This window comes from Enterococcus sp. C46 (genome assembly GCF_040887565.1).
GTDB classification, from domain to species: Bacteria; Bacillota; Bacilli; order Lactobacillales; family Enterococcaceae; genus Enterococcus_B; species Enterococcus_B lactis.
This window is the reverse complement of record NZ_JBFOGA010000001.1, coordinates 86,209-102,656: the sequence shown is the minus strand read 5'-3', so window position 1 is coordinate 102,656 and position 16,448 is coordinate 86,209. Positions and strand designations below refer to the sequence as shown.

Genomic DNA, 16,448 nt, shown 5'->3' with positions numbered 1-16,448 from the left:
TTCCTCCTATTGGTTCTCATCATTTTCACGTCGCTTGTTATCATATCATATTTTGTTTGAAACAAAAACCGATACTTCAAACTATTTTTCAAAAGAAAAAGCCAAAGTAGCAACTTTGGCCTTCTCTCGAAATTCAGTGAACTGATTATTTATCGTCGCCATCGACTTCTTCAAAATCAGCATCAACGACATCATCTGCTCCGCCTTGAGCTGCTTCTGGGTTTTCTTGAGCTTGTTGTTGTGCCGCTTGTTCATATAGTTTAACAGTCAAGTTTTGAACGATTTCGTTCAATGCATCGCGTTTAGTTTTCATTTCTTCAATGTTGTTTGCTTCAACAGCGGCTTTCAATTCATCGCGAGCTGTTTCTGCTTTTTTCACTTCTTCTTCGTCTACTTTGCCTTCTAATTCTTTCAATGTTTTGTCCACAGAGAATAGCAATGCGTCTACATCATTACGTAGGTCAACTTCCTCTTTACGAGCTTTATCTGCTTCAGCGTTTGCTTCTGCATCTTTTACCATACGTTCGATTTCTTCGTCTGTTAGACCTGAAGAAGATTTAATCGTGATTTTTTGTTCTTTTTGTGTACCTAAATCTTTCGCAGATACATTTACAATCCCGTTTTTATCAATATCGAATGTTACTTCGATTTGTGGGATACCACGAGGAGCTGCTGGAATATCTGTCAATTGGAATCTTCCTAGTGTTTTGTTGTCAGCAGCCATTGGGCGTTCACCTTGTAATACATGGATGTCTACTGCTGGTTGATTATCTGCTGCAGTTGAGAACACTTGTGATTTACTTGTTGGGATCGTTGTATTGCGGTCAATCAATTTAGTGAATACACCGCCCATTGTTTCGATACCTAATGACAATGGCGTAACGTCAAGTAAAACAACATCTTTTACATCACCAGTGATCACGCCGCCTTGTATAGCAGCACCCATCGCAACTACTTCATCAGGGTTAACTGATTTGTTTGGTTCTTTTCCTGTTTCTTTACGTACTGCTTCTACAACTGCAGGGATACGAGTAGATCCACCGACCAAAATAACTTCGTCGATTTCTGATTGTGATAAACCTGCATCTTTTAGTGCTTGACGTACTGGTACTTTCGTACGTTCTACTAAGTCAGCTGTTAATTCATCAAATTTTGCACGTGTCAATGTCATTTCCAAGTGCAATGGTCCAGATTCACCGGCTGTGATAAATGGCAAACTGATTTGTGTGCTTGATACGCCAGATAAATCTTTTTTCGCTTTTTCAGCGGCATCTTTCAAGCGTTGTAACGCCATTTTGTCTTGAGATAAGTCAATGCTGTTTTCTTTTTTGAATTCTGCTACCATGTAGTCGATGATTTTGTTATCAAAGTCATCCCCACCTAGATGGTTGTCACCAGCTGTTGACAATACATCAAAGACACCGTCTCCTAATTCAAGGATTGATACGTCAAAAGTACCACCACCAAGGTCGAATACTAAGATTTTTTCGTCACGATCTGTTTTATCCAAACCATAAGCAAGAGCAGCTGCAGTTGGTTCATTAACGATACGTTCTACTTCTAAACCAGCGATTTTACCAGCATCTTTTGTTGCTTGACGTTGTGCATCGTTAAAGTAAGCTGGTACAGTAATAACTGCTTTTTCGACTTTTTCACCTAAGTAATCTTCTGCAAATCCTTTAATATATTGAAGAATCATTGCTGAGATTTCTTGAGGTGTGTATGATTTGCCTTCTACATCTACTTTGTAACCAGCTTCACCGATATGGCGTTTGATTGATGAAATCGTATTTGGGTTTGTTACAGCTTGACGTTTTGCCACTTCCCCTACTTGGATTTCTCCATTTTTGAATGATACAACAGAAGGTGTTGTACGGTTTCCTTCTGGGTTAGCGATGATTTTTGCTTCGTTTCCTTCTAGTACTGCTACTGCAGAGTTAGTCGTACCTAAGTCAATACCGATAATTTTACTCATAATTAACGTCTCCTTCTTTAATTGAAAGTGTAAGTTTTATATCCGCACAATTATTGTGCAACAATGACCATAGTTGGTCTTAACACGCGATCATGTAATTTATAGCCTTCTTGTAGTACTTCTACAATCGTATCGGCTGGTGTATCTTCAGTCGCTGGAACAGTTTGTACTGCTTGATGAAGATTAGGATCAAAGGATTCTCCTTTAGCAGGGATTTTCTCGATTCCTTCTTCTTCCAGTGCGTTACGTAAACTTTCCAAAACCATTTCCACGCCTTTTTTCAAGCTTGCTCCTTGATCATCTGACACTTCTGTGGCTAATGCACGTTCCAGATTGTCAATTGATGGAAGCAATTTTTTGGCTAAATCTTGTGAACGGTATTTTTGTAATTGCTCACGTTCATTTTTTCCTCGATTTGCCATATTTGCGATTTCCGCACGAGCCCGCAAATATTTATCTTCCATTTCTTCTAATTCAGCTTTTAATTTTGCTGATTCGAATTCTTCCGCTTCAACTTCTGAAATGCCTGAATCTTCTGCAGCTTCGACATCGATTTCCGGTTCTGGCTGAGCATCTGTCATTTCTTTATCTAGTTCTTCTTGATTTTCTTTCACGATACAGTCTTCCTTTCATTATTCAGTCAGCTGTTTGATTGCTCTTACTAAGAAAGAGAGAACGATCAGCTGCAAATAGCTTCGTTATTCACATTACGAGTTTGACAAGTCAAGTGATCGATAGTAATCAGCAAGCTTAGCTGCTAGTTCTCTTCGATAAACATCCACTAGACCAAACATCCGAGAATAAGGCATACTAGTCGGCCCTAACAAGGCTATTGTACCTCTTCCATGACCATCTATCTCGTAACTTGCTTGAATCATGCTCATATTCTGCAATAAATCATTACCTAATTCAGCACCGATTTTGATACGAATATTATTATCCATCGGAGTGATCATTTGTGTAAGTCCATCGGAGTCTTTCATAAAAGAAAACATCGATTTAAACTGATCAAGATCTTGACGGGGCTCATAATCCAAGAGATTCATTTGTCCACTGACATAAACTTTTTCTTCAAACACATGACCAAGAACGGTGTCAAACAACTGGGACATCCCTTCTGTGGTCTGGAAATATTTATGAAGAATCATCGGAATCTCTGTACGTAGTTTATGGTATACCGTCATCAGAGGATCCCCGACTAGACGGTCGTTTACAATTTGCACCATTTTTTCTAGTTCCTGACTTCCCATGTATTCGGGAAGAGTGAACACTTGGCTTTCTACATTTCCCATATCTGTCACGACAATCGCAATGATCTGTCGATTATTCAAGGGTACGATACGAAAGCCTGTTAGTCGGCGGTCTTTTATTTCAGGTCCCAACGAAAAAGTCGTATAACTTGTCAGCTCAGATAAGATCTCAGCAGATTGCTTAATGATCTCATTGATCTCATGAAATTCTCTACCTAAAGACTGACGTATCAGCAGCAAGTCATCTTCTGCTACGCGAGCAGGTTTTAACAAATGATCCACATAATAACGATAGCCTAAAGCAGATGGAATCCGCCCAGAAGAAGAGTGAGTCTTCAACAGCAACCCTTCATCTTCTAATGCCTTCATATCATTGCGAATCGTTGCTGAACTGGCCTTGACTCCCTCAGACATCAATGTTTTGGAACCAACGGGCACGCCACTACTCGTATAGTGTTGGATGATCAGACGTAAAATGTCGTTTTGTCGCTTTGTTAACATCTTCCTCACCTCTCATTAGCACTCATATATTCTAAGTGCTAATCCACTTATAAATATAGCAAGAAGCCCTTCTCCTGTCAAGAGAAAGACTTCATTTTTTAGCACTCTATCGTCCAGAGTGCTAATTATGAGCAATTGCTATAAATTCAGTTATATCAACGTTTCAATAGTTCTTTATTGTATTTTTGAACTTTTTTTATTTAAATTCCGATAAAAAACAAATATTCTTTAAACTATTTTTCAAACAAAAAACGCTCAAACACATTGTTTCCCAAAAAAGTCCCTCTAGGTGTCAAATAAATACGTTCTTCTTCATTAACAAGTAACCCTTCTTCCTCTAACTTCATCAACACATCTCCATACACCGATTCAATCGTTTGTTGATAGCGATCATAGAAGTGTTTTTTAGCAATCCCAGTTTTTTTTCTTAGCCCCAAGAACATTTCTTCTTCTATTTGATTTTTTCGTGTCAATTTTTCTTCTTCCAATACTGGGCGTTCATTGACTCGTAATGGACGTAAATAGTGTTGGATTGGTCCTTTGTTGCGATAACGAATATTTCCAAGATAACCGCTAGCTCCTGCTCCAAACCCAAAATAATGGTCATTGTTCCAATACATCAAGTTATGCTGCGACTCGTGTCCGGAAAGCCCAAAGTTACTTATTTCATATTGGTGACGTCCATGCTTTTCCATTGCTTCAATGGTCTCTTCAAACATTTTAGTTTCCGTTTCCTGATCAGGCAGTTCGAGTCTTCCTTGTCGTACCCAGTTCATGAACATTGTTTTGTTTTCTAGGATCAATGAGTACAAAGAATAGTGAGGCAGATCCAAAGCCAAAGCTTTTTCCAAAGTATCCCGATACCCTTCAAGTGTTTGTCCCGGTAATGCATAAATCAAATCGATGCTTACATTGGTAAAATTTTCTGCTTTTAAAAATTTCATCGTTTGAAACACATCTTCTGCGGTGTGTTTACGTCCAATTTTTTTCAGTAAGCGATTGTCAAATGTCTGAACTCCCATGGATAAACGATTGACGCCATAGTTTTTCATCACTTGAAGCTTTTCACGGGTCAAATCGCCAGGATTCGCTTCTACAGTAAACTCTTTACCATCCTGGAAAGGCAAGATCTCTCTAGCTCCTGATAACAATCGATCAAGTTGTTTAGCAGATAAAGAGGTCGGTGTTCCGCCCCCTACATAAAGTGTTTCCAAATTCGCTGTCGGGTGACTTTCCAGCATTAATCTCATTTCATTCAGCAGCATTTCCACATACTCATCTACCGGTTGCCCTTCTAAAAAAACTTTATTAAAGTCACAGTAATAGCAGATATGCTCGCAAAATGGGATATGAATGTACGCAGAAACCTTGTTTTCTGCGGGATTTATTGTTTCTATCATTGAAATTCTTTCTCCTTACGTCGAAAAGTCGTACCTGTTTTCGACCTTCTTTAAACGGTGTTCAAGCACCAGCTCCTTGAAATAAGCCGCATGTTTATAATCTAAGAAGTCTAGTTCCAAAAATGCTTGCTTGTTGTCATCGGAGCTACATGTGGCTTTCACAACCTCTCGATAAACGGTGTTCACAAAGCTGACCTTCGGCGTTAACTCAAAATCTGCAAAAATATGAAAAGCTATTTTCACAGATTCTTCCTTAAGTGCTCAGGTCACAACGCTTTGCTTACAACCTCTCATATACGCATACTAAACGTATTTGGCAAACAAATCCACTAAAAAATCCAAGAATCGACTTCTTGGATGATTTTTTTTACGTTCATGATTCCTCCTAAACAATTTTATCCATATTTTGTCCATAAAAAAATCTAGTTAAATCTCTCACTTCAAAAGTTTTAACTAGATTCTTCTTATTATTTTTTTATAAAAATAAATAGTCTCTTAATCATAGACATTTTTTCGGTGTCCCACTTGAATAGCGATAACAACCATTTGATTATCTTCTATCTCTACCAACACACGATATTTGCCAATTCGATAACGCCATTGTCCTGAACGATTAGCGGTCAATCCTTTTCCGAATTTTCTCGGATCGTCAATACCATCAATATGTTGATACAGCCATCGAACGATCAGCGTCGCTTGATGCTTGTCCATTTTACGAAGTTGTTTCTGAATTTCAGGCGTGAATTCTAAACGGTAGGTCATTCCAACCCTCCAAATTCATGAAGGATTTCTTCCATGGATACTGTTGTTTTTCCACTTTCTACCCAATGTTTATGGGCAATTTCAGCCGTTTGACGATCGTATTCATCTTCTAGTTGTTCCATCGAATAGGTTTTTAGAAGCTCAGATAAAGTAATCCCATAAAATTCCGCCATATAAGAAAGCCATTCTTTTTCGGCATCACTCACACGAACCGTAATCATAGCCATATTATCGCCTCCCATTTGTATCACATTGTAATACAAAAGGGGCAAGATGTCAATTTTGTATGATTTACTTAGCTTATTTTGAGATTTTTCCATTTTTTAACCAATAAAAAAATCCAGGAGAATTATTGGATTGAATGTGATTTCTGAAGAACTTTATTTTGAAACTGCCGACCTTACAAATGAACTTTTAGAGAAGGGTAGTTTTTTTAAAAACGTACCAAAATTAAACATATCGCAAGAAACACAAAGCCCCAAATTACAAATAGCTTATATTTTATTAAACATGTTTCTACCTTTATATAGTCTGTTTTTGACATTTCTTTTCCTAAATTGAAACGAACAATTGTTTTTACTTTCAAGAGAAATCGTGTGCCAATGATAAAGCAGCACACACTCAATACTCCTAGCAATATTCTACCTAAAAAATTCAAATTTTCTCCTATTGTCACTTATAGCTCCTCATCTACTTGAATTTTAATCTTGTCTAGCGCTATGCCCAAAGATAATTATCATTTCTTCCATCTACTCGATCAAGACCTTCTGCGATTAGACCTCCAGCCGAAGTACCAGCTAAAGCTAAGGCAATTTCTACAGCTGCGAGCGCTTTTCCTCTTACAGTGGTAATTCCAATTTGTGCAACAATTACATTTTCAGTTACTCGAGCAATATTTCGCTTGTTTTTTCTAATAATTGCTTTTACCGTATTCACACTTGAATTTGCTAAACCTAGACCCAAAACGATTAATCCTGCATCAATGACACCAGCAACAAAACCAGTTGAGTTCCACCAGTTTTTCCCTACGCCTCGCATTCTTGGATTGAATCCAATCATTGCTAAATACTGATTGATTGCTTGTTCCATCCTTAATTCATCTTCAGGTGTTAATAATATTTCTCCGTTTTCGTTAAATTTAGGTTGAACATCTCCATATTCTTCCTTGATTTTTTCAAGGGCTAGTTCGGAATTCTTTTTTTCTTCCGAGTAATAAACTGACAAGTCTTCAGAACTAAAATTGCTTTTACTATTCTGAGTTTCATCCAGAATCAACTCATTCGCTGAAATAATCATACTCCCACTTGTTGCTACTACGGACAAAACAAAAGTTACTGCTATTACACTAATCCACATTTTTAAGTCCAGATATTTCTTTTTCATTATGAATCCTCCAAAATTTAAATTTGCCTTATAAAGACAAAATAACTATAAATTGATAACAAGTTTAATATTTTATAGCATCTTAAAAAGCTGTTTTAGACTCGTAATCGTTACTATTTTTATATTCTATAAAAAAACAGTGCTAATTTTACAAAAAAGTCGAATTTAATCACCTTGTTGTCAAATTATCAGCTAGTCACAGTAATAGCAGATTTCTTCAATGTTTCTACAGATTTTCTACTAAATAGAACCTCTGATCCGACTCCTCCAAAACGTAGCGAAGAAGATCAGCTTGGAGACAGTATTCTTTCTCACTTCAGATTGAATACTGCAGATATGGAAGTAGAAGACATTGAAGAATTGGAAGAAGAATTAAATGAATATATGGACTTTTTAGTTCAACGTGCAAAAGCAAAGAAAAATAAAAAATAGCCGGGAGAATTATCGGATTGAATGTGATTTCTGAAGGACTTTATTTTGAAGCTGCAGACCTTGCAAATGAACTCTCAGAAGAAGTTAGTTATTACTGTTCAAAGAAAATGGAACATGTAAAATGCTACGACATTGAGAATTATGTGAATGAAGTAGAAGATGTAGAATTCATCGATTACGACTTCAAAGATAACTTAAGTAAGAAAATGCTTGGTTCCATTACAAAAGTTCATGGCGAAATCATCATTACTACCAATCAACATTTAATGCTTGAACGCAAAAATTTTACAAAAATGCATGAGATCATCCATTATTATAAGGACGTCCCCTATCTTGGAGAATCTCATGCATTTTCTGATATGATTTTAGAAGATGCTTATTTGCCAGAAGACTATAAAAAAACTTCGAGCAAATATAGGTGCCAGTATCCTCATGGCGAATGACCGGGCTCTTTCTTATGCGTTAAAAAAGTTCAGAAATTTTAACGAAGTAGCCAACTACTTTTTCATGAGCAAGGCAGCACTAAGAAAAAGAATCCTCCAGTACTTGGAATTTACTGGAGGATATACTTCTGAAGAAGCGTATATACTCTTTAAAGGATATTACTATGGAAATAAATCTATTTTTGTATGAATACTTTGAAATACTGAATAATAAGACAAGGTGAATTTTTTGTATCTTTTATCTTGTTTATATAAAAATAAGTTATCTTCAGGAATGATAAAATAATCTTTTAAAACAATACGATTCCTGGTATACTGTTTAAAGATTGAAAGAGGTGTACATATGTCTAAATTAAAAATTTTAGATTTATTTTCTGGAGCGGGCGGTTTGACAGAAGGATTTCGAAGTAAAAACTTTGATTTTATTTGTTATATTGAGATGGATAAAGACGCATGTTACTCTCTGAAAACTCGAGAAGCTTTCTACTATTTAAATCATACTAATCAATTAGAAGTATATAATGCTTATTTAACTGGTGAGCTTAGCAGAGAAGAGTTATATGCCTATGTCCCAAAGGAGATTCTAGATAAGATCGAAAATTTGGAAATAAATAGTAAAAATTTAGAAAAAATTTTTCAAATTATTGATTCAAAAAGTGCAAATAAAAAAATTGATGGCATAATTGGCGGTCCTCCATGTCAAGCCTATTCAACTATAGGGAGAGTCCAAAATAAAAGTAAAAAAGAAAGTGATGATAGAATTTATACAAGTAATATAGACTACAAATGCTTCCATTACTGCTCTAGCACTTGCTTTTTTAGCTAATCCGATAGGTAATCCAATAACAAACAACAACTCCATTTGATTGAATACGGTCCAAGCACCACTTTCAACCACTGACCAGATCGAATACCATGCTGTTCCTTCTGTAGCAATACTCCCCACTAACATTGGATTTTTAAAGATGATACATAAAGCCACCATGATCCCCGAAAAAGAAAAGAGCAAAACCGGTGTAAACATAGCTCCGCCAAAGCGTTGAATCTTTTCCATTATCATAATAAGTCAACTCCTTCCATACACATCTTTTGTCGCAGATTTAGTATAAGCATAAAAGAAATCGGTTACAATAGCTATTACACTTTAAGAAACTTGATTTCAATAATAGTTCTTAGGTAGCATATAATGGGAAATTTCCCTAAATACATAAATAAAAGACAGATTTAATCAATGTATAGAAATTTTTTCTCTGCTTCTCCTTTAACCAGAGAAATTTAGAATTATGCTATACTAGTATTAATTAAAGTGACGAGGTGTTTTATATGAAAAAGTTAGGGTTTATTTTAGCGTCGATCTCCTTATTCCTTGTAGGATGTACATCTGCTAGTAAAGAAACTAGTGAGTCATCTGCGACCGCAGTCAAAAGTTCCATCAGACAAACTAGTTCAGCTGAAAAATCAAGTACACAGAAATCAGCTTCTTCTGAATCGAATACATCTTCAACCACCAGCAAGCTTTCAGAGTCCAACCCTTCTTCTATATCTAGTGGTACAGTTGACACGAGTCTTTCTTCTACAGCAGACACATCCTTCTCACAGTCTTCTCAGTCAGTAGATCCGTTAGCAGGATATTCTGATCTGCAAATTGAGTACGCACGCGTTTGGTTGGCTGTCAAGGGTAATACTTTTAAAGATGCATCAGGCGATTTTGAACTACATGTTATTCATTATCCGGCAGGAACACCTATCGATCCCTATGATGCAGGGAGCGTAGGTTATCCAAAAGACGTAGTTATGCTTACTGGAAAATACGGCTACCAGGGAATTTTAGTGTATTCTAGTAACCACGACGGAACGATCACTAGTTATCCAGTTCCTTCACATTGGCAAATACCTGCAGATCAAGCCTCTGATCCAGCATTCATAAAAAAAACAACTCAAGAAATCATTGATCATGCATCTGTGGTTGCTATTCCTACAGGCAACCCAAATGACGTGAAACAGTTAATCGATGTGACAGTTATAGATAATTAAACTTTCTAATATGTTATACAAAAAGAAGCTGACAAAATACTGTCAGCTTCTTTCACTTTCTTTTCTATTTAAATTTATTGGTCTTTGATAGACTCCAAGGCAGGAAAAAATTTTATTAAATAAACGTTTGCAAAATAGTCTCTTTTCCATCTTTTACCGATACTTCTGCGTAGGCACCATTGATTAATGTTAGTTGTGGCGGCACATGACCGCAATCAATATCATACAAGATTGGTATGTTCAATTCTTTTGAAAGATCTTCATATACATCCTTCATTCGATAATCTAGCAAATCCTCTGCTGCACTTCTGCCAAACATGATACCAGAGCTGTCCTCAAACCATCCTGCTAGTTTCATCTGAACAAGTGATCTTCTTAAATCAACGGAGGATAGCTCACAGTTTTCTAGAAACCACAAGATTGGCTTTCCATCATTATACGTTCTTTTAAACGTTTGGACATCTCCATAAGGTGTACCAATTAAATGTCTGATCGTATCTATACAACCACCTAATAATCGGCCTTTTATCCTTACTGCCTCTCCGCTGACTGTTTGCCAATTTGTTGGTTCAGTAAGATGAAAAACTGAAGGTGACGGTTGCTCATGATGCCATTCTTTTTGATATTTTTCAGAAGAACGCTGTAAGATTGATTCTCCTTTGCCTGTTTCTAGCACACTTTTCCACATCGCTGTCGTTTTATCTGAATAATTTCCTCTTAAATCAATAAGGTTGGTCCCATGTGCAGTGGCTATCCCTGTTTTTAATGTGATGGCGAGTAGCAACGTACTAATATCTGAATAACCTACTATCCATTTTGGCTGTAGTGCATCGAAATCGACAGAATCGAGGATCTCAATCAATAATTCTCCTCCCCAAGGCGGAAAGATCATTTGGATATTCTCATCTTTCATCATTTGATTGAATTCATCTGCTCTTTCTCTTGCTGGAGCTGATTTTTCTTTATCTTGCGTCCACAGCGTCTTTCCAGTAACGACATGAAAAGATTTTTCTTCCATACTCTTTAAAGCCATTTCTAGTAACAGGTGGTGTTCTTCTGCTACGCCCGATGATGGTGCAATAACCCCAATCGTCGTATTTTTACCTAATAACGGATATCTTATCATATTGCTACAGCTCCTAGTATGCACTATTTTGTTTGATTGTTGTTATTTTCATTTGCTGGCATTAAAAACATCGGTATTTTAAGTAGCTGGATGATTTTGTTTAAGTCAATCGTTTTGATGACCATCGTTTGATCTGGCCTTCCTGGTGCAAAAACAAGTTTTTCTTTTGACAATAGTTCTTCGTCAATAATAATCGGTATCTGTTCTTCGTAACCAAATGGAGAAACAGCGCCCTGTTTTTGTCCCGTCTGTTCTTCCATATGTTCTGATGAAACAATAGAAAGCCTTTTACCGATGATCTTTCCTAATGCTTTGAAATCCGTTTGTTTTGTAGTAAAAGTCAGATATACATAGTTATTATCTTTTTTATCTTTTAAGAATAAGCTTTTGGTCTCTGTGCCTGTAAATCCTTGCTCTTTCTTCACCACCAAAGCATCTTCATTTGTATAAATAGCTCGATGATGATACAACTCAAAATAAATATTTGCGTGTGAGAATTTCTTTGCCAAGTCAATCATTTTTATGCCTCTTTTCTATTTTGGTCTTTGAGCCATCTTATCATCAAAATATACCGGATACAATATCGCTTGTTTTCTAATTTATTTTTATACATAACCATTGTTTTTCTGGTAAAATAAATCAAACCACTTAATGGAGGCGTTTTAGAATGGAAAAATTCCGATTGATTATTGATCAAATAAAAGAAAAAGAAAATCAACAAAAGATCAATGACCTTTTCTCTAAGATAGCGAAGACATATCCCCAGCTGGACACAACTGTAAAATGGAACCAGCCTATCTTTACTGATCATGGTACCTTTATTATTGCATTCAGTTTTGCTAAAAATCATTTTTCCATCGCACCAGAAAAAGCAGCGATTCGTGCCCTTGAAAAGACTATCCAAGAAATTGGTTACATATATACTGATAATGTCATCAAAGTTCCTTGGAAAAGTGCAATCAATTGGGAACTGATTGACCATTTTATTTCATTTAATATTGAAGACAAGAAAGATCATAATAAATTTTGGCGATAAAGCTTTATACAAACAAAAACTGTACTGGCGAAGAATCTATCCATTACCTTGTACAGGCTTTGTTCTATCCTTTTTATCCTCACTGGTTAAACACTTAATTGGCAAAGTATCTGTTGTTTTTATAAGGAGTCTTTCTTGTGCTGAAAAAAATCACTGATACGAATGACCTTGAATTTTCAACTTAGTAAAATTTTTTCAGCAATTTTCCTGCAAATCTTTTGAATAAGGAAAAAATACGAGAAAATATCAGCAATCTTTCATAATACTATCCATTATTTTCAGGTATATTTAAATATAATATCACTTTAGAAGAGAATGAATTTCTTTAGAGAAAGAAAAGTTAGAATTTTCTGATTCGTTTTTTGCAATGACTTTAAGTGAGATCGTTCTTTCTACATCTCGTGATAAAGCAACTAACAACCAAACCAATAGAATCATTCACATAGGAGGGGGAACATTGAAAGATTTTTACTCAGTAAATGAATTAGCCGAACAATTAGGTGTTACTACACGTTCTATCAGAAATTATCTTCATGAAGGAAAACTAAAAGGAACAAAGGTCGGCGGACAATGGAAATTTTCTGAACGTAATCTTTTTGAATTTCTTTACGGAGATCAAGCAGATGAAGCAGCAAAAGACATGCAACGATTCATGCTAGATACACCAATCACGATGCGTTTCAACCTTCAGTATCGTGATTTTACAGCGATCAATCAATTCCGAGAACAATTAGTTCAGTACCATAACGATGTTTACGCAAATAAAAAAGACCGTCTTTTACAATACGATCTTTATAAAGATAATCATGCGGAGATACTTATAGGTGGTAATTTTAATTATGTAACGAACTTTAGTCAATGGATCAATGGAAAATTATTGATGCAGACAGATATTTCACTTGTTTCTTAGACGATTAAAAAGAGCGTGGACAAAAGTAAATAACACTTTTGTCTCACGCTCTAAACACGTATAAATGGCGGAAGCAGAAGCAACTCCTTCGGAAATAAGCTGAAATTCACAAAAATTTGAAAAGCAATTTTCGTGAATTCCTTCTTATTTCTTGGAGTTAAACGCTTCTGTCCCGGCCTCTTTTTATAAGTAATCTTTTGCTCTCTTTATCCTCAAATAAAGACCGTGACCATACTTCCTACTACGATCAGCAACAAGCCGATAATCGTTAATTTTTTTTCTTTTGGTGTCTTATTTTCATGCAGGATGTACATACCGCCTAATGTAGAGATAACTACGTTTAGTTGTGTAATGATATATGCAGTAGCAACCCCATTTTCATTCGCTGAAAAAATATAAGCCAACGCTGACACACTGAAGATGGCTCCAACTATTGTTGCTTTCCAACTTTTGTCTTCAGAAAATGCAGTTGGTTTTCGGAAAATCACATAAATAACTGCCCCTAAAAAGACACCGATCATTTGCGGAAAGAAAATGGAAAGTCCACTTGCATCAACTAGTTTGGGCAATGCACTGTAAACCCAATAACCAATACTTGTTGATGCTAATAGACTAATTCCTTTTGTGATACCGCCTTTTTTTCCAGGATCATCACTGATTGCCGTTAAAGCAGAGCCAAATACAAGAAGAATGATCGCTGCTGCACCAATGATTTTCCCCATACTTCCAGACCATTCTCCAAAAGCAAAGACACCAATCAACGAGGTTCCGACTAACTGTAATGCAGTCGAGATAGGCATCGTTTTAGAAACACCAATCAAGTTGAAAGATGTATACTGTCCTGTTTGTCCAATAACCCAAAATGTACCAGAAAGTAAACTAATCAAAAATGTAGTCACTGAAATGCCAGCTGGAGAAGCGAATAATTGAACGAGTAAGCCAACAAGCACCGCTCCAATACCAGTTCCTAATATCTCATTTGTTGGTCTGCCGCCAATCTTTTTCAAAATCAGTGGCTGGATCCCCCACCCAACTGCCGGGATCAATGCAATCAATAAACCCATTTTTATTCACCCTTATCCTTTTCCACCTTGGAACGAAGGATATAAAGTCATCCCACCATCTGCAAATAGTGTAATACCTGTAACATAACTGGATTCATCTGAAGCCAACCATGCAGCTGCCGCTGCTATTTCTTTTGGTTCACCTACGCGTCCTAGCGGGATCATACTTTCCAAGAGTTCTTTTTGTTCAGGATCATCAAATTTTGCCGCATTAATAGGTGTACGGATAGCGCCAGGTCCTATACTATTGATTCTGATTCCCTTAGGTGCGTACTCCATTGCTACCGTTTCGGTAAATAATTTTACCCCGCCTTTTGAAGCAGCGTAATGAGCAAATGTTGGCCATGGGATTTGTTCATGAACAGAAGACATATTGATGATATTTCCTTTTTTATCATTCTCTGTAAAATAATTCAAAGCTGCTTTCGTTCCGATAAAAACGCCAGTCAAATTTACTTTTAATACTCTTTCCCAATCTTCAAGGCTAAGTTCATGGGTCGGATGCTGATTTTCCATCCCAGCATTATTAACCCAAATGTCTAGTGTCCCAAAATTTTCTAAAGCCGTATCAAGTAAACGCTGTATTCCTTCTTCAGAACTGACATCTGCTTGTACAGAGACTGCTTTTCCGCCTGCCTCTTCGATTGCTTTGACTGCTTTTTCTGCCCCTTCTTTATCCGAATTATAGTTGACGACTACATTCATTTTTTCTTTCCCGAATCGTTGAGCAATCGCTGTTCCAATCCCTTTTGAGCCGCCAGTTACTACTGCGACTTTGTTTTCTAATTCCTTATACATAGTACCCACTCCTTTTTATACCTAAACCTGTTATTACGGATAACTTTTATTTCCGCCTTAAAGTGAGTGTACACCAATATATATAGTCTAAAGCAAATGATACGCTCCAGTAATCGTTTTCATTGGTTGGTAGCATCCTTCTATTTCTATAAAGAAAGAGTTTGTGACAGAAGTGTTCAGCTTCAAGAAATAAGAAGGAATGGACGAAAATTGCTTCTCAAAATTTTTGTGAAATTTCGGCTTATTTCCGAAGAAGCTACTTCTGGAACACCATTTATTCGGAAAAAGGGCTGTGACAAGACTTTTGTCACAGCCTTTCATACGCTTATTTATCAACCATTTCGTTGTAATTGCTAGTTATGCATAAAGATTAGCTCTCACGGACATTATTTTATTGCTGAGAAAAATATTCAGCTGTTGCTTGTTCATCATCCTTGAGTTGTTCAATCAATTCCTCTACACTTGAAAATTTCACTTGATCTCTTAAAAATTGATTCCAACGTACTTTGACATGCTCGCCATAGATATCTTGATTAAAGTCCAAAATATATAATTCTACAGTCAGCTCCCGTCCTTCACCAAATGTATCATTATGTCCAATGGAACCCATGGCTGGATACCAAGTTTCCCCAATTTTTATTTCCGATACATAAACACCTTCTTTAGGTAAATGGACTGTGCTCTTTACTTTGACATTTGCTGTAGGGAATCCTAATAATCTGCCTCGTGCATCGCCATGAACAACTACCCCCTCTACCTCGTATATGCAACCTAATAGTTTTGCCGCTTCTTTTACTTGACCGCTGTCTAGCAATCCTCGAATACGTGTAGAGCTGATTTTTTCGCCTTGTTCTTCTTCTTTAGAGACTGTGACGATTTTGAATCTTCCCTTAGCATATTCAGGAAAATGAGCGACATCCGCAATGTCTTTCGGTCCATAGGTGTAATCAAAACCGGAAACAGCATATTTCGCATGTAATCCTACGATATATTGATCAACAAACTCTTGTGGCGCTAAATGAGCAAAAGAAGAAGTAAAATCGACTTCATATAAATAATCGATACCCAAATCTGCCATTTTTTCTTCTTTTTGCTTCAGGCTAGTCAAATACTTCACACTGCTAGGATCGATCTTCTTAAAAACAATCGATGGATGTTGATTGAAAGTCATCAATGCTAATTTCAATCCTTCTTTTTGCGCAATTTCCATACCTGTCTTTATGACTTTCTGGTGTCCAATATGCACGCCGTCAAAAAATCCCAGTACTAAAACGACATCGTCTTCTGGAATTTGTTCTGGTTGGTAAGGATGTCTGATCTTGATGATATTCATT

At 36.5% G+C, this 16,448-nt stretch carries 19 protein-coding genes and 1 pseudogene; 6 read left to right on the top strand and 14 right to left on the bottom strand.

All coding sequences use genetic code 11. From position 1 onward, the window contains the following. Positions 1 to 145: 145 nt before the first annotated feature. From dnaK to AB3I27_RS00510, 8 genes are all read right to left on the bottom strand, one after another. The gene (gene dnaK / locus AB3I27_RS00545; RefSeq protein ID WP_002292134.1) at positions 146 to 1,975 is read right to left on the bottom strand and encodes a molecular chaperone DnaK; all 1,830 of its coding nucleotides are present in this window, start codon (positions 1,973 to 1,975) and stop codon (positions 146 to 148) included. Between the two features lie 50 nt (positions 1,976 to 2,025). Then, the gene (gene grpE, locus AB3I27_RS00540) at positions 2,026 to 2,589 is read right to left on the bottom strand and encodes a nucleotide exchange factor GrpE (RefSeq protein WP_002292135.1); all 564 of its coding nucleotides are present in this window, start codon (positions 2,587 to 2,589) and stop codon (positions 2,026 to 2,028) included. A gap of 93 nt (positions 2,590 to 2,682) precedes the next feature. Next, positions 2,683 to 3,726, bottom strand: coding sequence for a heat-inducible transcriptional repressor HrcA (gene hrcA, locus AB3I27_RS00535; protein WP_104760045.1), 1,044 nt, complete (start codon positions 3,724 to 3,726; stop codon positions 2,683 to 2,685). Between the two features lie 233 nt (positions 3,727 to 3,959). Beyond that, on the bottom strand, positions 3,960 to 5,126 hold the full coding sequence (hemW, locus tag AB3I27_RS00530) for a radical SAM family heme chaperone HemW (protein ID WP_070872451.1): 1,167 nt from the start codon (positions 5,124 to 5,126) through the stop codon (positions 3,960 to 3,962). A gap of 15 nt (positions 5,127 to 5,141) precedes the next feature. Next, positions 5,142 to 5,369, bottom strand: a complete 228-nt coding sequence (locus AB3I27_RS00525; RefSeq protein ID WP_070872449.1) for a hypothetical protein — start codon at positions 5,367 to 5,369, stop codon at positions 5,142 to 5,144. A gap of 252 nt (positions 5,370 to 5,621) precedes the next feature. Next, entirely contained in the window at positions 5,622 to 5,888 is a 267-nt protein-coding gene (locus AB3I27_RS00520) for a type II toxin-antitoxin system RelE/ParE family toxin (protein WP_070872447.1), read from the bottom strand. Next, the gene (relB, locus tag AB3I27_RS00515) at positions 5,885 to 6,115 is read right to left on the bottom strand and encodes a type II toxin-antitoxin system RelB family antitoxin (protein WP_002329324.1); all 231 of its coding nucleotides are present in this window, start codon (positions 6,113 to 6,115) and stop codon (positions 5,885 to 5,887) included. Before relB ends, AB3I27_RS00520 begins: the two co-directional genes overlap by 4 nt. A 490-nt stretch (positions 6,116 to 6,605) precedes the next feature. Then, complete coding sequence (locus AB3I27_RS00510; RefSeq protein WP_002292140.1) at positions 6,606 to 7,271, bottom strand: hypothetical protein; 666 nt, start codon at positions 7,269 to 7,271, stop codon at positions 6,606 to 6,608. Between the two features lie 174 nt (positions 7,272 to 7,445). On the opposite strand from AB3I27_RS00510, the gene AB3I27_RS00505 reads away from it, so the two are divergent. The 3 genes from AB3I27_RS00505 to AB3I27_RS00495 all read left to right on the top strand — a co-directional run bounded on the left by AB3I27_RS00505 (position 7,446) and on the right by AB3I27_RS00495 (position 8,972). After that, positions 7,446 to 7,703 carry a hypothetical protein gene (locus AB3I27_RS00505; protein ID WP_002313665.1) on the top strand — a complete coding sequence of 86 codons (258 nt, stop codon included), beginning with the start codon at positions 7,446 to 7,448 and terminating at the stop codon, positions 7,701 to 7,703. Positions 7,704 to 7,726: 23 nt separating this feature from the next. Next, positions 7,727 to 8,146, top strand: coding sequence for a toxin (locus AB3I27_RS00500; RefSeq protein WP_252702561.1), 420 nt, complete (start codon positions 7,727 to 7,729; stop codon positions 8,144 to 8,146). 343 nt (positions 8,147 to 8,489) lie between these two features. Beyond that, positions 8,490 to 8,972: a DNA cytosine methyltransferase gene (locus tag AB3I27_RS00495; RefSeq protein ID WP_146094118.1), complete on the top strand. Its 483-nt coding sequence runs from the start codon at positions 8,490 to 8,492 to the stop codon at positions 8,970 to 8,972. On the opposite strand, the pseudogene AB3I27_RS00490 reads toward AB3I27_RS00495, so the two are convergent. Next, positions 8,889 to 9,206, bottom strand: a pseudogene (locus AB3I27_RS00490) (PTS alpha-glucoside transporter subunit IIBC); the annotation flags it as partial. The gene AB3I27_RS00495 and the pseudogene AB3I27_RS00490 sit on opposite strands and share 84 nt — an antisense overlap. 263 nt (positions 9,207 to 9,469) lie before the next feature. Here AB3I27_RS00490 and AB3I27_RS00485 point away from each other — a divergent pair. Beyond that, positions 9,470 to 10,180, top strand: coding sequence for a hypothetical protein (locus tag AB3I27_RS00485; RefSeq protein ID WP_002308919.1), 711 nt, complete (start codon positions 9,470 to 9,472; stop codon positions 10,178 to 10,180). A 115-nt stretch (positions 10,181 to 10,295) separates the two neighbouring features. Here AB3I27_RS00485 and AB3I27_RS00480 read toward each other — a convergent pair whose 3' ends face one another. Continuing rightward, positions 10,296 to 11,306: a S66 peptidase family protein gene (locus tag AB3I27_RS00480; protein ID WP_002308918.1), complete on the bottom strand. Its 1,011-nt coding sequence runs from the start codon at positions 11,304 to 11,306 to the stop codon at positions 10,296 to 10,298. A 23-nt stretch (positions 11,307 to 11,329) separates the two neighbouring features. After that, a complete protein-coding gene (locus tag AB3I27_RS00475) occupies positions 11,330 to 11,824 on the bottom strand; it encodes a YbaK/EbsC family protein (protein ID WP_002316340.1) in 495 nt (164 codons plus the stop codon). A gap of 149 nt (positions 11,825 to 11,973) precedes the next feature. Between AB3I27_RS00475 and AB3I27_RS00470 the strand changes: the two genes are divergently transcribed. Next, positions 11,974 to 12,342: an iron chaperone gene (locus AB3I27_RS00470; RefSeq protein WP_002308916.1), complete on the top strand. Its 369-nt coding sequence runs from the start codon at positions 11,974 to 11,976 to the stop codon at positions 12,340 to 12,342. A gap of 457 nt (positions 12,343 to 12,799) precedes the next feature. Further along, complete coding sequence (locus AB3I27_RS00465; RefSeq protein ID WP_002316342.1) at positions 12,800 to 13,252, top strand: helix-turn-helix domain-containing protein; 453 nt, start codon at positions 12,800 to 12,802, stop codon at positions 13,250 to 13,252. Between the two features lie 212 nt (positions 13,253 to 13,464). Here the strand turns inward: AB3I27_RS00465 and AB3I27_RS00460 are convergent, their stop codons facing one another. The 3 genes from AB3I27_RS00460 to ribF form a co-directional block, all read right to left on the bottom strand. Then, positions 13,465 to 14,316, bottom strand: a complete 852-nt coding sequence (locus tag AB3I27_RS00460) for a GRP family sugar transporter (RefSeq protein ID WP_070872369.1) — start codon at positions 14,314 to 14,316, stop codon at positions 13,465 to 13,467. 12 nt (positions 14,317 to 14,328) lie between these two features. Beyond that, positions 14,329 to 15,114: a glucose-1-dehydrogenase gene (locus tag AB3I27_RS00455; protein WP_002308914.1), complete on the bottom strand. Its 786-nt coding sequence runs from the start codon at positions 15,112 to 15,114 to the stop codon at positions 14,329 to 14,331. Between the two features lie 391 nt (positions 15,115 to 15,505). Next, positions 15,506 to 16,447 (bottom strand): riboflavin biosynthesis protein RibF, encoded by a 942-nt coding sequence (ribF, locus tag AB3I27_RS00450; RefSeq protein ID WP_002308911.1) that lies wholly within the window; start codon positions 16,445 to 16,447, stop codon positions 15,506 to 15,508. Position 16,448: the final 1 nt, after the last annotated feature.